Origin of the sequence: Streptococcus sp. Marseille-Q5619 (genome assembly GCF_946901205.1) — a bacterium.
Classification (GTDB): domain Bacteria; phylum Bacillota; class Bacilli; order Lactobacillales; family Streptococcaceae; genus Streptococcus.
This window is the reverse complement of record NZ_CAMPPO010000006.1, coordinates 26771-44030: the sequence shown is the minus strand read 5'-3', so window position 1 is coordinate 44030 and position 17260 is coordinate 26771. Positions and strand designations below refer to the sequence as shown.

Below are 17260 nucleotides of genomic sequence, written 5' to 3'. Positions count from 1 at the left end.
GAACATGAAAAAAATTAGCTTATTACTAGCCAGTCTATGTGCCTTGTTTTTAGTGGCTTGTTCCAATCAAAAACAGGCAGATGGCAAACTCAATATCGTGACAACCTTTTACCCTGTCTATGAATTTACCAAGCAAGTCGCAGGAGATACTGCTAATGTAGAACTCCTCATCGGTGCTGGTACAGAACCTCATGAATACGAACCGTCTGCCAAGGCAGTTGCCAAAATCCAAGACGCAGATACCTTCGTTTATGAAAATGAAAACATGGAAACATGGGTTCCTAAATTGCTAGATACTTTGGATAAGAAAAAGGTGAAAACCATCAAGGCGACAGGTGATATGTTGCTCTTGCCAGGTGGTGAGGAAGAAGAGGAAGACCATGACCATGGAGAAGAAGGCCATCACCATGAGTTTGACCCCCATGTTTGGTTATCACCAGTCCGTGCCATTAAACTTGTAGAGCACATCCGTGATAGCTTGTCAGCAGATTATCCGGATAAAAAAGAGACCTTTGAAAAGAACGCATCTGCCTATATCGAAAAATTACAAGCCTTGGATAAGGCTTATGCAGAAGGCTTGTCTCAAGCCAAACAAAAGAGCTTTGTAACGCAACACGCAGCCTTTAACTATCTTGCCTTAGACTATGGACTCAAACAAGTCGCAATCTCAGGTCTCTCTCCAGATGCAGAGCCATCAGCAGCTCGCTTGGCAGAATTGACAGAGTACGTCAAGAAAAATAAAATCGCCTATATCTACTTTGAAGAAAATGCTTCACAAGCTCTTGCTAACACACTTTCAAAAGAGGCAGGTGTCAAAACAGATGTCCTTAATCCTTTAGAAAGTCTGACAGAAGAAGATACCAAGGCGGGAGAAAATTATATCTCTATCATGGAGAAAAACCTCAAAGCTTTGAAACAAACAACAGACCAAGAAGGTCCAGCTATCGAGCCTGAAAAGGCAGAGGATACCAAGACAGTCCAAAATGGTTACTTCGAAGATGCAGACGTCAAGGATCGCACCTTGAGCGACTATGCAGGCAACTGGCAATCAGTTTATCCTTTCCTTGAAGATGGAACTTTTGATCAGGTCTTTGACTACAAGGCTAAGTTGACTGGTAAGATGACTCAGGCTGAGTACAAGGCATACTATACAAAAGGCTATCAGACAGATGTCACTAAGATCAACATCACTGATAACACTATGGAATTTGTTCAAGGTGGACAAAGTAAGAAATTCACCTACAAGTATGTTGGTAAGAAAATCTTGACTTATAAGAAAGGCAATCGTGGTGTGCGCTTCCTCTTTGAAGCGACAGATGCGGACGCTGGACAGTTCAAGTATGTTCAGTTTAGTGACCACAATATCGCCCCAGTTAAGGCAGAACATTTCCATATCTTCTTTGGAGGCACAAGCCAAGAAGCCCTCTTTGAAGAAATGGATAACTGGCCAACCTACTACCCAGATAACCTATCTGGACAAGAAATCGCCCAAGAAATGTTGGCGCATTGATGAGAAATCGACTAGTTCATAAGAGCTAGTCGGTTTTTAGATATTAGATGGCTAACTTCATTATAGACCTTTCCAGAACTTTAAAAAATAAATAAAACTCTTGAAATATCTGGGCTTATATGCTAGAATGATTTTATCGGATAAGGTTCATTAGAATACTACCCCCTAACTACTGCCATAGTTAAGGGGTGTTTTGGTATATTCTACAGGAATAGAAAAAGACCCTCTAAACTTTGTAGAGAGCCTTAAAAAATCAAAATAAAAAGATAACCCCAGGCACATAGGAATGCTCAACCTTTCAGTCTACCCCATTCTGGGACCCAGCGTTTATCCTTCACAAGTTATCTTATTGAGTCCATTATATCACACTTATGGAAAATGTAAGAAATTTGTATAGTATTTTTAAATGAATTGATGAAAAATCAAATACCTTTCAGAACTAAGGAACTTTAAATAATAAATAAAACTCTTGAAATCTTAGCGCTTGTGTGTTAGAATAATTTTATCGGGTAAGGTTCATTAGAACACCAAATCCCTTAACTATGGCCGTAGTTAAGGGATTTTTTGACGTATCTTAGCGATTTAACGGGTGTTTACAGGCTAGTCATTCGGTCTACTTCTTACCATCTAGCCATTTGCAGACGAAATACAAGATAATTCCTGCTATGACGTCCGTTACAATAGTAAGAACGAGCTCTGGGGCAAGGTTCATTAGTTTCACCTCCTCTCACGAACCGTAAGGAACGTAATCGGTAACCGATGACAAAAATAGTACATCACATTAAATTTAGATCATCAACATTGCTTAATGCTTGAAATATTAGGACTTATATGCTAGAATGTAGTTAGTGTATAAGGTTCATTAGAACACCAAAGCCCCTAACTACTGCCATAGTTAAGGGCTTTTTTGACGTATCTTAGAGATTTAACGGGTGTTTATAGGCTAGTCAGTCGGTCTACTTCTTACCATCTAGCCATTTGCAGACGAAATACAAGATAATTCCAGCTATAACATCTGCTATAATAGTAAGAGCAAGCTCTGGTATAAGGCTCATTAGTTTCACCTCCTCTCACGAACCCATAGGAACGTAATCGGTAACCGATGACAAAAGTATTATACCACACTAAATTTAGATCATCAACCTCACTTAATGCTTGAACTATTGTAGATTATATGCTAGAATATAGTTAATTGATAAGGTTCATTAGAACACCAAAGCCCTTAACTATTGCCGTAGTTAAGGGCTTTTTTGACGTATCTTAGCGATTTAACGGGTGTTGATAGGCTAGTCAGTCGGTCTACTCCTTACTATCTAGCCATCTGCAGACGAAATACAAGATAATTCCAGCTATAACATCCGCTATAATAGTAAGAGCGAGCTCTATGATAAGGCTCATTAGTTTCACCTCCTCTCACGAACCCATAGGAACGTAATCGGTAACCGATGACAAAAGTATTATACCACACTAAATTTAGATCATCAACATTGCTTAACGCTTGAACTATTGGAGTGCGGTTCACTGTAATGATATTTTTTGTTACCCTCTTAAAGAATTAGCCATTACTTGTATTGTTTCTTTGTCCACGGCTTTAAAAGCTCAGATAGTACGTTGATAAGCAACGGAGTTAGAGAGAACTGGCATGGTGCACCTAATTTCTTACCAGTTGTTTTAGAAAGAGATTGGACGACAATAGGACAATTCACCTCTAATTATTGACATTTCAGGAAAAATCGCAGTAAAAACGGTACAGCCTTCTTTAAATGTGCTATAATACTAGAAAAATACTTGTGGAGGTTCCATTATGGCAATATTTTTCATGATTTTTCTGATTGTTTGTGTGCTCCTATTGCTGATAGTCACATTGAGTACGGTTTATGTGGTTCGTCAGCAGTCGGTGGCGATTATTGAACGCTTTGGGAAATACCAAAAGGTTTCCAATAGCGGTATTCATATTCGCTTGCCTTTTGGGATTGACTCGATTGCGGCACGAATCCAGTTGCGCTTGTTGCAAAGTGATATTGTGGTTGAGACTAAGACCAAGGACAATGTGTTCGTTATGATGAATGTGGCGACTCAGTACCGTGTCAATGAGCAGAGCGTGACAGATGCCTACTATAAACTCATGCGTCCAGAATCTCAGATTAAATCTTATATCGAAGACGCCCTTCGCTCTTCTGTTCCAAAATTAACCTTGGATGAATTGTTTGAGAAAAAAGATGAGATTGCCCTTGAAGTTCAACACCAAGTAGCAGAAGAAATGACCACTTACGGCTATATTATTGTGAAAACCTTGATTACCAAGGTCGAACCTGATGCAGAAGTTAAGCAATCCATGAATGAAATCAATGCGGCGCAACGTAAGCGGGTCGCAGCGCAAGAATTGGCTGAAGCCGATAAGATTAAAATTGTCACTGCAGCTGAAGCCGAAGCAGAAAAAGACCGCCTTCATGGTGTGGGGATTGCCCAACAACGTAAGGCGATTGTGGATGGATTGGCAGAGTCTATCACTGAACTCAAGGAAGCCAATGTTGGCATGACAGAAGAGCAAATCATGTCTATCCTCTTGACCAACCAGTATTTGGATACTTTGAATACCTTTGCCTCTAAAGGAAATCAAACCATCTTTTTACCAAATACGCCAAATGGTGTAGATGATATCCGAACACAAATCTTGTCAGCCCTCCGTGCTGAGAAGAAATAATAGACTAAAGAGCTTGGCAACAGGCTCTTTTTGTATTGTTTTTGTTAAGAAAAACAAAGAACATTGATATACATTTAACTAAAAATTATTGTATATTGTCTACTTTAATTAGGAATGATAAGAGAATAACTAGAAAGATTTGTGAATACAGACTATTTCTGATATACTAAATATACAGTAATAATGAATGATGGGAGATGAGATGAAAGAATTTCAATTTGAGAGAAAGCAGCGTTTTTCTTTGAGGAAATATGCAATAGGAGCTTGTTCAGTCTTGCTAGGAACGAGTTTATTTTTTGCTGGTATGGGGGCTCAATCCGTACAGGCTACAGAAACGACTTCAACACTAATTTCAAGTCATTATTTGGATGAGCAGGATTTACCTGAAAAGCTGAAATCTGAGTTGCAATGGTTTGAAGAAAATAAGATTGAGGTAAAAGAGGGAAAAGAATACTATTTTGTCTATCGAAAATTGGCTACAAGATTACCAGAAACAGGTCTGTTTTCTAATGATGGGATGTTTATCTTGGGAGCAGGATTATTATTGCTTTCCTTCACTTTGATCAAGAGAAAAAAGGGAGCGACTTACTTCCTTGTGACCGTCTTTGCTGTTGGTGGCTGGGGAGCATCCATCTCTGCTATCGAAAATCTGGTAGAATTGCAACCAGTCCTTGTTAAAAGGGTAGAAGGTCAGTTTTTACCAAGTCCTGAAAGAGTCCAAGGATATGAATTTACGGGATATTATTTGGTAAGAGATAGTGGTAGCAAGGAACTTACTGTTGATAAGGTAGAGTCGCCAGCATTATCTCAAAAGGAGGACAGTTCAGAACCTCAATCTAAGAAGATTGTACCACAGACTGCATCTCATTTTAGCTCGACTGAAGACCTTGTGCAATCTCCTCAACCATCCTACGCAGTTGAGAAAATTGTTGAAGCTCCTGTAAGCAAACAAGCTCCTGATGAAATTGGATCTATAGGGGCTAAGGAGGAAGTTACAGGAAATCCCCGAGTAGAACAACCGAAAGCAGAAAATAATAGTGATTATAAAACAAGTCCTGAGGAAGGTGTGTTAAATGCCACAGTAGAGAAACCAGAATTGCTAGTCACTACAGAGGAGGTTGCTTTCCAAACGATAGAACAAGAAGATGCAACCTTAGCTAAAGGGCAAACTAAAGTTGTTCAAGAAGGTGTTGTTGGTGAACGCACCATCTATACAGAAGTCACTATCGTTAATGGGGAAAAATCTAGCAAAGTTATAGAAAATATAATCACAAAAGAGCCGGTGGACAAGGTGATTGCAGTTGGGACTAAGGAAGAAGTTGCACCAAAACCAACACAACCTGTAACTCCAGAGCCAGAGGAAGTTCAACCAGTTCAACCTGAAAAAATTGAGAAAAAACCAATAGTAGAGAATGAAACGGAGACAAAACCAGCTGATGGAATAGGACAACCAAGACCAGGAGCAGAAGAAACGCCGGGTACAGAAGCAACACCAGACGAGAAACAAACACCTGACAAACCCGAATCCGAGCCGAAGCAACCAGATCCAGCAAGACCAGCCGTGGAATCAGGGGGTGAGGAAAATCAAACTCATGCCCCACAAGGTACTGAGTCTAAGCAACCATCTAAAGAAGCTGCTGAGACCAAAGATTCTGAACCAGCAACCCCAGCCGTGGAATCAGGGGGTGAGGAAAATCAATCCCCTGTGGGGCAAAAGGATGAGGAGAACCAGCTGGAGAATCCAGTTGAGGGGGTAAAAGATACTGGTGAGTCTGCCCCACAAGAACCCAAAAAACAACCAGAACAAACGGCTCCATCTCCAGAGGTCAATCCAAGTCCAGTAAACGAACCAGAACCAGCTGTTCAGCCTGAACCCTTAGCTCCCCAAGAGCAGTCAGATTCACAAGAGCAACCAACTGTCCCAAGTCCAGTAACGAAAGAAAAAGTACTGGACTATAAAACAATCTATACAGCATCGCCAGCTTTAAATTACAAAGAGCAACGAGTAGAAGTAGCAGGCGAAAATGGTAAGGAAGTGACAACTACTTCTTACAGTTTTGATGAAAGTACTGGGAAAATAGTAGAAAACACTTCAACAAAGATAGAAAAACATCCAGTAGATAGAGTTGTTAAGGTTGGGAATGTAGAAGAAACAAGATCAACAGTCAAAAGAGGTGAACAGTTTGTCGCGGATGAGTCACTTGATAAAGGGGTTAAAGTAGTTAGAGAACAAGGTCAAGATGAAGAAACGACAACAATAAAAGTTTACAAAGTAAATGAACAAACAGGAGACTTGACTGAGCCAGATGTAACGACAAAAGTCGCTAAGCCAATGCAAGCGAAAATAACGGCAGTAGGAACAAAACCAACAGTTCAATCACAAGAAATTCCTTTTAAGACAGTTTATGAAGCAAATCCAGCGTTAGATTACAATCAGAAAATAGAAGAAACATCAGGGGAAAACGGTCGTACAGTATCAACTACAAAATACACATTAAATCCTGAAACAGGGGCTATCTCAGAAGAAACTACAACTGAAAATATTCCAGTTAAAGACAAAGTAGTAAAAGTTGGAAATGTGGAAAAGATAGTGTCACCTATAGAAATCACTGAGTTGAGAAAAGATAACCCTGAACTTTCGAAAGGAAAAGAAGAGGTTGAAGATGCAGGTGAACAAGGGGAAACAACCGTTACTAAAACTTATGAAGTTAGTCCGGAGACAGGAGAGTTAACAAATCCAGTAGAGAAGACTGAAACAACTAAAGCTATGCGCCCAAAAGTAATCTTGGTTGGTACTAAAGAAGACAAACCGCATTTACTGCCAGAAAATAGTGAGTTAGAAAATGCAGTGGATGTGATGGAAGCTAGTAGAGAAATGAAGTCTGTAGACTTCTTAACAGATGAAAAAATAAAAGCGCAACTAACTCCGCCTGCTTTAGAAATAGAGCGTGATTTTTATAAAAAACGCAGTGAGTTGAAAAAAACTAATCCGGCGATAACTGATGAAGAAGTAAAAGAAATTCTACGAAAAGAATATCTTGAAAAATTATCGATTAAAGAAATACTCGATGCGACTAAAACCGATTTAGAAGCTAGTTTGAAAAAAGTTGTGGCGCATACCTTGAGTATTTTAGGTGACAATCAACAAAATAGAGAAAAAGTAAAAGGTGATATTGAAGCTAATAAAGAGAAAATATTACTAGGGTTATCCTATATCAATCGTTTTTATAATATTGATTTTGGAGATACCAACATCCGTGATATTCTAGCTTATAATCCAAGTTCGTTCGGTAAAAAAGACCTTACTTCTTTAGATTGGTTAACACACCTTGGGTCTATGAGTTATGATGAATTAAGATTAACCAATAGTCCAAAAACATTTGAGAAATACTTTGGTAAAATTACAGATAAACTAACATTATTAGATTTCCTAGATTACAATAGAACTACATTCACTAATATGGATGGCGATACGTGGTTGAAGAAAGCGACTAAAGCTATCGTAGTTGAAAAAGCTTCGAAAGAAAAACCTGATGAAAAAGTAGACTTATATACAAAATTAACTACGCCTCCTGAGAAATATGGGGCTGAAAATCTTCAAATTGAAAGTAGAAGACAACAAAATGTAGCTACATTATTAGGTTTGGTAAATATTAAAGAACCAAGAGTGTATGCTATAACTAACATAGCGACGGTAACCTACGGAAACATCGGAACGTATATGGATACTTCTTTAGAGAAAACGAATCCAGTTAAGTATAAAGAAGAATTAGAAAAAGTTAAAGCATTGATAGAATTAACTGCGACAAGACAGGCTAATTATGTTGATACTTTATACAGAATTACAAAAGAAGAAAATCGTCCGAAACTAATTACAAATAGAGTAATTGTAGATACGATGAAGAAATATACGACAAATGTGACTGCTGGAATAACGACAACATGGTCTAAAGAATCAGGACCAACAGCAGATAAAGGGGTTAAAGACTTTATGACACCTCTAGGATTGTATTCACCATCGCAAAATGTAGGTGCAGAAGCCAATGGAGTGGGTGTCCGTTACTTTATAGATAGAGTTCTTGATGATAGAGGTTCAGCGACTTACTCTCACGAAATGACGCATTTATTAGACAGAACAGTACTGTTTAATAATCATGGTCGTCGAGATGGTACAGCGGCAGAGTTTTATGCTAGAGGAATCTTCGAGAATTCATACACACCAGAGACAGATACATATTTCAACTTAAACTTCGTTTACGATGAAAGTAAGAAAAATGGCTTTTACAACAAAACACCAGATAGATTCAAAACAGCTGCAGATTTGAAATCTTATATGCATGGAAGTTTTGATGTGTTATATAGTTTAGATTATTTAGAGGCAGAAGCAACAAAGCAACTTTCAGCAGAAGATAAAACTAAATATTTCAAAAAAATAACACCAATTGCGTCGATAGGACCTAGAGCGACAGTAACATACACAAATCCAGCAGTTCAAGCTACGCACAAGAGTGAAAAAATCTCAGAAATTACACTGACAGAAGCGGAAAAACTAACGGATATCAATAGCTTGATTGATAATAATATTTTAGTGAACCGTTATATCATAAATGGATTTTATGCAACAGGTGATGTAAAAGCTAATGGATATTATTTAGTGGATATGTTTGATACCATTTATGGTGTTAGTCAAAATGACACTGGTATGAGTGGGGATATCACCTTTAGAAAACAATCTTTTGAATTGATGGCTGCTTTGGGCTATTATGAAGGATTTGTTCCTTATGTGTCAAATCAATACAAACACGAAGCAGAGGCTGAGAACAAGCCTTTATCCGATACTTACATTTTCAATCAAGTTTTGAATGGTAAGAGTTATGCTGAGTTCAAAAAAGCACAGTTTAAGGAAAGAGTAGCTAAGATTGATCAATTGAAACCTTTGACAATCCAATATGAAGGTCAGGAAGTAAGTCTGACAAGTCAGAAGTTAAAAGAATTGATGCAGAAAGCTGTCCAAGAGGAGTTGAAACAGATTAAAGCAGGCAAAACAACTGCTAGCACCTATAGCTTTATCGAAACCCCAGTTCAAAAACTGAAAAAAGCGATTTATAAAGCTTATCTCAAAGATTCAGATGACTTTAGACAGTCGATTTACAATAGTTAAGACAAAAGGGACATCTCTCTGGAATGAACATTCAGAGAGGTGTTTTTTGCGCTCTTGTAAGGTTTGATCTTATTTCTTAAAAATGACAGTTTGCTTGAATATGGAGTGATTTTCAGACTTTTCCACAAATTATAGAATCTTTTCCGAGTATTTAGGGAGTGATAGAGGAAATCTTGAAAGCGCTTTTGTTTTGTGCTATAGTCAAGTCAATAGACTTGTTTAAAGAGGAATGCTTGTATGAGAAGAGAAGAAGTTTTACGGAATCACTGGTTTTTTAGTCAGGAGGTGGGGAAAGAAGAAGCCTTGGCACCGGATTTTCAGAGAGAAAATTGGCAGGCTATTCAAGTGCCACATGACTGGAGTATTTACAATGATTTTGACCAGTATTCGCCAGCGCAAAATGAGGGTGGTCAGTTAAACGGGGGTCAGGCTTGGTATCGGACACAGTTTTACTTGGAAGAAGATGCCAGTCTTGTATCGGTGCGTTTGTTGTTTGATGGAGTTTACATGAATGCCCAAGTCTATATCAACGGGCAAGTGCTGGGCTATTATCCCAATGGTTATACACCCTTTTCTTATGATATCACGCCTTATCTAAGAAATGATGGGACGGCCAACCAGCTTGCGGTTTTTGTGGAAAATCAGCAACCTAGCAGTCGTTGGTACTCTGGTAGCGGTATTTACCGAGAAGTAAAATTGTTGATTACAGATGCAGTTCATCTGGATTTGTATGGGATTAAGATAGCAAGTCCCAAGCTAAAGGAACAAAGAGATAGATGGGTGGAGACTCAGCTTACAAGTAAGGTTTCAAATGATGGACCTCAGTCCGTGTCGGTGTATTTGGAGCAGAGTATCTGGTATGATGGACAACAGCTGTCAGACTGGCAGGCGACAGACTCTCTAGTGATTGAGTCTGGGGACAAATATTCTTTCCAACAAGCCATATCAATTTTTCAACCCTTGCTTTGGGATATTGAATCCCCTCACCTTTACCAATTGAAGACACGCCTTTACAAAAATGGCATTTTGGTTGATGAAGAAGAGGAGACCTTTGGTTACCGCTATATGGATTGGCAAGCGGATAAGGGCTTCTTTCTAAATGGTCGCTGGTTGAAGATTCATGGGGTTTGTTTGCACCATGACTACGGAGCGCTGGGAGCTGTGGAAAACAGGTCAGCTGCTGAGAGACGCTTGCGCCAGATGAAGGAAATGGGTGTCAATGCGATTCGAATCACCCATAATCCAGCTAGTAGTATTTTGCTGGGTGTGGCTGCCAAAATGGGGCTACTTATCCAAGAAGAAGCCTTTGATACCTGGTATGGAGGCAAGAAAGAATATGATTATGGTCGCTTTTTTGAGGAAGAAGCGAATCATCCAGAAGCGAAAGCAGGCGATTTCTGGTCAGATTATGATTTGCGCACTATGATTGAACGTGGCAAGAACAATCCAGCGATTTTTATGTGGTCCTTGGGAAATGAAGTCAGCGAAGCAAATGGAGATGCTCATTCATTGAAGACGATCAAACGCTTGCTAGAAAGGGTTAAGGAGGTTGATGATAGCCGTTTTGTGACCATGGGAATGGATCAGTTCCGTTTTGGAGATGGGTCTGGAGGTCATGAAAAGATTGCTGATTTGCTGGATGTGGTGGGCTTAAATTACTCGGAAGATAATATTGATGGGATTCGCAAAAGACATCCCAAGTGGCGACTTTACGGATCTGAAACCTCATCGGCTACAAGGACGCGTGACAGCTATTTTCGCCCAGCTAAGGAATGGGTTGGGGATAATCGCCGCGTGCGGAATTTTGAACAGTCAGACTATGGCAATGATCGGGTTCCTTGGGGGAAGACAGCGACGGCTTCTTGGATAGCAGATAGAAATCGGCTAGACTATGCGGGGCAGTTTATCTGGACAGGAGTGGACTATATCGGCGAGCCGACTCCTTGGCACAACCAAAATGACACGCCCGTCAAGAGTTCTTATTTTGGAATTGTAGACACAGCAGGGCTTCCTAAAAATGATTATTATCTCTATCAAAGTCAGTGGTTGGACCTAGATCAGCATCCTATGGTTCATATCCTGCCCCATTGGAATTGGGAAATTCACAAGAGTTATCAACAAGTTGTGGATAAGTATGGGGATATACCTGTTCGAGTGTATTCAAATGCTGGTTCGGTAGAGCTATTTCTCAATGGAAAATCCCAAGGTAGGAAGATATTTCAGGAAAAATGGACCTCAGATGGTAGAAAATACCAAGAGGGAGAAGGTTCTGACCAACTCTATCTCGAATGGCCTTTGGCTTATCAACCGGGAGAATTGCGTGCTGTAGCTTATGACCGTCAAGGTCAGCTTGTGGCAGAAGATAGGGTGGTGACTGCAGGTAAGCCTGCTAAGATTGGGTTACATGCCGAGAAATCACAACTGGAGCCAGATGGGCAAGACCTCCTCTATCTCTATTTTGATGTATTGGACAAGGATGGAAATTGGGTGCCGAGCGCTTCCAATCAGCTTCATTTTAAAATTGAAGGCCCTGCTCGCATTGTGGGTGTGGATAATGGTAGGCAGGCTAGTCGTGAACGTTACCAAGCCCAGAAAAATGGTCGGTTTCAGAGGAAAGCCTTTCATGGCAGAGGTGTCCTCTTAGTTCAGAGCTTGGAGCAGGTGGGTCTAGTCAGAGTAAAGGCCAGTGCCAGAGGGCTAGAGCAAGCAAGTTTTGATCTCTTAGTGGGAGAGACTTTGGTTTGCCAGCCAGTAAAAAATCAGCGCTTGTTTGAGATTCGAATGGACAAGCAGACCGGTTTACAAGAAGGAGATTCCCCAGCCATTGGACTTTATCCACAAACTGTGGATAACCCTGTGAACAAGGTGGGGAATAGTGAAGTGATTTGGGAGACGAGTGGTAGTGCCCACGCCATTATTAAGCAGGGAGTGCTTCATTGTTTGTCTGCTGGCGACTTGGCTATCCGAGCCATGTATCAAGGTAAAACCTATCAAACTCATTTGCAGGTCACAGAAAATACCTCACTAGGGCAGGCAGTTTCTGTACGACCACTTCGCTTGTATACAGCTAAGGGAACTTATCCACAGCTGCCATCTTCAGTTTTGGTGGACTATGAGCTCGGGAGTGCAAAACGAGTCAAGGTTGTTTGGGAGGCAATATCCGAAGAAGATATGGCAAGCTTTCATGAGTTTACGGTATCTGGTCAGCTAGAGGGTTTGGATTTAAAGGCTTCTGCTCAGGTTTGTGTCCAAGGGATTTCCGCTATTGAACCTGAAAGGGTTTGGACGCTTGTCAAGGAAGTCCCACATTTACCAGACCGAGTCAAGCTAGTCTTATCAGATGGCAGACGAGATACAGCCAAGGTGACTTGGGATGAACTCGATCCTCAAATCTATACTCAGGTAGGAGAATGCGTTTTCACAGGGCAGGTAGCGGGCTGTGAGTTGCCAGCAATAGTCACCATTCATGTGACAGGTGCCAGTGTAGATGGGGAAGTTATTTCCAATCAGTGGACAGGGTCTAACCTGCCTCTGGTCTTTGCTTCTCACTCAGAGCCGAATCACCCAGCCTCATATCTCAATGACAAGGTCATTGCTCGGAAGAAATCGACAGCCAATACTTGGATTACCAAGTCAGAGCAAGCCAGCGTGGGCATGCTTTTTGGAGATGCAGGGATTTTAAAACCGCGATTTGTGGATAACGTGACCTTGTATTATGTTGAAAATCAAGAATACGTGGCGATGGAGCCTACTTTTATTGATTATTATGTAGGGAATGAGCCTAGCTTACCTCGAACTCCCAACCATTTGGATAAGGATTCCCTGCTCAAGCAAGAGGAGAATTGGCGCCCTGTATCAGCTATCCGAAAAGTTTCAAGCGACAAGGATGAAGAGCTTCGTTTTGAATTTGATAAGGTAGAGACTTATGCCCTTCGTCTTGGATTTGAAAACTTGACAAGCCCTCTAGCGTTAACAGAGTTGCAAGTACATGCCAAAAAAGTTAAGAAAAATGTAGATAGGAAATAGTATGGTAAGAGAAATAAAACCGCATGGGCCCTTGCCTAGTCAGGCCCAGCTAGCTTATTTAGAGGATGAACTAGCAGCCTTTATCCATTTTGGACCCAATACTTTTTATGATCAGGAATGGGGGACGGGTCAGGAGGATCCTGAACGCTTTAACCCGACAAGGTTAGATGCGCGTGAGTGGGTTCGCGTGCTCAAGGAAACGGGCTTTAAAAAGTTGATTTTGGTGGTCAAGCACCACGACGGCTTTGTCCTCTATCCGACAGCTCATACAGATTATTCGGTCAAGAGCAGTCCTTGGAGGAATGGAGAGGGGGACTTACTCCTTGAAGTATCCCAAGCTGCCACAGAGTTTGATATGGATATGGGGGTCTACCTATCGCCGTGGGACGCCCACAGTCCCCTCTATCATGTGGACCGAGAAGCGGACTATAATTCCTATTATCTGGCTCAGCTGAAGGAGATTTTATCAAATCCTGCCTATGGAAATGGAGGGAAATTTGCTGAGGTCTGGATGGATGGTGCCAGAGGAGAGGGCGCTCAAAAGGTCAATTATGAATTTGAAAAATGGTTTGAAACCATTCGTGAACTGCAGGGAGATTGCTTAATTTTTTCAACAGAAGGCACTAGTATCCGCTGGATTGGCAATGAACGAGGGTATGCAGGTGATCCACTGTGGCAAAAGGTGAATCCTGACAAACTAGGAACAGAAGCAGAGCTGGATTATCTTCAGCATGGAGATTCTTCAGGCACTATTTTTTCAATCGGTGAGGCAGATGTTTCCATCCGGCCGGGGTGGTTTTACCATGAAGAGCAGGATCCTAAGTCACTTGAGGAGTTGATCGAAATCTACTTTCACTCGGTGGGTCGGGGAACTCCACTCTTGCTTAATATTCCGCCGAATAAAGATGGGCTCTTTGATGCAAAGGATATTGAACGCCTCTATGAATTTGCGGCCTATCGCAATGAGCTCTATAAAGAAGATTTGGCTCTGGGAGCTGAGGTATCTGGTCCTGCTCTTTCCGCAGACTTTGCTTGTCGCCATTTGACAGACGGCCTTGAAACTAGCTCTTGGGCAAGCGCTGCAGACTTGCCCATCCAGCTAGAACTAGACTTAGGGGCGCCTAAAACTTTCGATGTGCTTGAGTTAAGAGAAGATTTGAAGCTGGGGCAACGAATCGCTGCTTTTCATGTGCAAGTAGAGGTGGATGGTGTCTGGCAAGAATTTGGCATGGGCTTTACCGTTGGTCATAAGCGTCTCTTGCGAGGTCCGCTAGTAGAGGCACAGAAGGTGCGCGTGATAATTACCGAGGCACAATCTATGCCTGTATTGACCAAGATTTCCCTCTATAAAACTCCTGGATTATCAAAAAAAGAAGTTGTTCAGGGCTAGCATTTGCAGAAAAAAGTCTAGCTGTAGCAAAGGGAGAGACTCTTCATTTTAGGATTGAACGTAGCGAAAGTAATACTCCTTTAGAGGCTAAGATTTCGATTCAACCGGGGACAGGTGTCCATGGTGTCGCCTATCAGGACGAGATTCAGACCCTTCAATTCCAAACAGGGGAAAGCAAAAAAGATTTGTGCCTACCAACCCTGTATTTTGCTGCTGATAAGACCTTGGATTTCTATCTGAATCTGACTGTTGATGGACAGTTGGTTGATCAAGCTCATATTTTAGTTGAAACGAGATAAAATATCTTTACAATTCATTTCTTTTCCGAATAAATAGATAGAACCATCGAATCTAGCAAAATTAGATTTAAAAATATGGTATAATAGAAGGAGGAAATAGATGACTTTAAGACATCCGGGCATCAGCCCAACCAATGACTTGGTTGCTAAGAAAATCTTTAGCAACCCAGAAATCACTTGTCAATTTATTCGCGATATGTTGGATTTACCAGCAAAAAATGTGACCATTTTGGAGGGAAGCAACATTCACGTCTTGCCTTCCCTGCCTTATTCAGCGCAGGATTTCTACACCAGTATAGATGTTTTAGCTGAACTAGATAATGGCACTCAAGTTATCATCGAAATACAAGTACATCATCAGAATTTTTTCATCAATCGCCTGTGGGCTTACCTATGCAGTCAGGTCAATCAAAACCTAGAAAAAATTCGCCAGCGTGAAGGTGACACCCACCAGAGTTATAAACATATTGCACCAGTATATGCTATTGCTATCGTGGATAGTAATTATTTCTCAGATGACCTGGCTTTTCACAGTTTTAGTATGCGAGAGGACACGACAGGTGAGGTTTTAACCATCACTAATAACGGTCAAGAAAACCATCTGGTCAAGATGGCATTCTTGGAATTAAAAAAATATAGAGAAACCAGCAAAGACAAGATTCGCAAGCCGTGGTTGGAGTTTTTCGGGAATAAGCCCTTTACCCAGCAACCTGAGCGAGCCATCAGCCAAGCAGATCAACTGCTGGACTACAAAAGCTGGTCCGAGGAGGACAGGAGAATGTTTAGTGAACAACGCAGGCGTGAAGAACAAGCATTATTGGCTCATGACTATGCCTTGGAACAAGCTGAAGAAAAAGGCTTAGAACGTGGGAAAATATCTACCTTTCTTGATTTAGTACATCAACATGTTTTAACTTCCGAATTTGCGAGTGAGCAATTAGGTATGTCAGTTGCTGAGTTTGAGTCACTATTGAAAGACCGTAATAAATAAGACCTAAAAATATAGAGAAACCAGCAAAGACGAGGTTTGTAAACCATGGTTGGAGTTTTTTGGGAATAAGCCCTTTACTCAGGAACCCGAGCGAGCCATCAGCCAGGCAGACCAACTGCTGGACTACAAGAGCTGGTCCGAGGAGGATAGGAAGATGTTTAGTCAACTACGTATGCGCGAAGAACAAGCCTTGTTAGCGCAGGACTATGCCTTAGAAACAGCTAGGGCGGAAGGTGGTTTTGTTATGTTAGCAAATCTAGTTCGTCAAGGTCTTCTGACTTCGGAGGTTGCGAGTCAGCAACTGGGTATGTCAGTAGCAGAGTTTGAAGCGCTATTGAAGAACCATCATAAATAAGACCTAAAAAATACAGAGAAACCAGCAAGGATAGCATTCGCAAGCCATGGTTGGAGTTTTTCGGTAATAAACCCTTTACTCAGGAACCCGAGCGAGCCATCAGCCAAGCAGACCAACTGCTAGACTATAAAAGCTGGTCCGAGGAGGACAGGAAAATGTTTAGTCAACTACGTATGCGCGAAGAACAAGCCTTGTTAGCACACGACTATGCCTTGGAACAAGCTGAAGAAAGAGGATTGGAGCGTGGGAAAGTTGAAGGAAGAGTCTTTGCTTTCCTAGATATGGTTCGTCAAGGTCTTCTGACTTCGGAGGTTGCGAGTCAGCAACTGGGTATGTCAGTCGCGGAGTTTGAAGCGTTGCTGAAAGACCGTAATAAATAAGACCTAAAAATACAGAGAAACCAGCAAAGATGAGGTTCGCAAGCCGTGGTTAGAGTTTTTCGGCAACAAGCCCTTTACCCAACAACCTGAGCGAGCTATCAGCCAAGCAGACCAACTGCTAGACTACAAGAGCTGGTCCGAGGAGGACAGGAAAATGTTTAGTCAACTACGTATGCGTGAAGAACAAGCCTTGTTAGCACAGGACTATGCCTTGGAACAAGCGGAGGAGCGTGGTCGAGCTGAAGGTGGTTTCGCGATGTTAGCAAATCTAGTTCGTCAAGGTCTTCTGACACCTGAGATTGCCAGTCAGCAATTAGGCATGACTGTCGCTGAGTTTGAGGCATTGCTGTAAATAGGAACAGATGACATGTTGCCAGAATGAGGTAGCATGTTTTATTTTAGCTTTAGTTGTTAGTTGCAACAGGCAGACCAGCCAGAGAATGC

The 17260-nt window shown here is 41.3% G+C and carries 5 protein-coding genes and 4 pseudogenes; all 9 read left to right on the top strand.

All coding sequences use genetic code 11. The features are described from left to right. Positions 1–4: 4 nt before the first annotated feature. The gene (gene adcA, locus OC530_RS08110) at positions 5–1510 is read left to right on the top strand and encodes a zinc ABC transporter substrate-binding lipoprotein AdcA (RefSeq protein WP_173234298.1); all 1506 of its coding nucleotides are present in this window, start codon (positions 5–7) and stop codon (positions 1508–1510) included. A 1819-nt stretch (positions 1511–3329) separates the two neighbouring features. Then, entirely contained in the window at positions 3330–4214 is an 885-nt protein-coding gene (locus OC530_RS08105) for an SPFH domain-containing protein (RefSeq protein ID WP_173306583.1), read from the top strand. Positions 4215–4416: 202 nt separating this feature from the next. Continuing rightward, positions 4417–9375: a ZmpA/ZmpB/ZmpC family metallo-endopeptidase gene (locus OC530_RS08100; protein WP_262081062.1), complete on the top strand. Its 4959-nt coding sequence runs from the start codon at positions 4417–4419 to the stop codon at positions 9373–9375. A 237-nt stretch (positions 9376–9612) separates the two neighbouring features. Next, positions 9613–13401, top strand: a complete 3789-nt coding sequence (locus OC530_RS08095; RefSeq protein WP_262081061.1) for a sugar-binding domain-containing protein — start codon at positions 9613–9615, stop codon at positions 13399–13401. A gap of 1 nt (position 13402) precedes the next feature. Continuing rightward, positions 13403–15090, top strand: a pseudogene (locus OC530_RS08090) (alpha-L-fucosidase). Between the two features lie 100 nt (positions 15091–15190). Next, a complete protein-coding gene (locus OC530_RS08085) occupies positions 15191–16081 on the top strand; it encodes an Rpn family recombination-promoting nuclease/putative transposase (protein WP_112444740.1) in 891 nt (296 codons plus the stop codon). A 7-nt stretch (positions 16082–16088) separates the two neighbouring features. After that, positions 16089–16436 (top strand): annotated as a pseudogene (locus OC530_RS08080) (hypothetical protein); the annotation flags it as partial. 5 nt (positions 16437–16441) lie between these two features. Beyond that, positions 16442–16816: pseudogene (locus OC530_RS08075) on the top strand (hypothetical protein); the annotation flags it as partial. Positions 16817–16823: 7 nt separating this feature from the next. Then, positions 16824–17168: pseudogene (locus OC530_RS08070) on the top strand (hypothetical protein); the annotation flags it as partial. Positions 17169–17260: the final 92 nt, after the last annotated feature.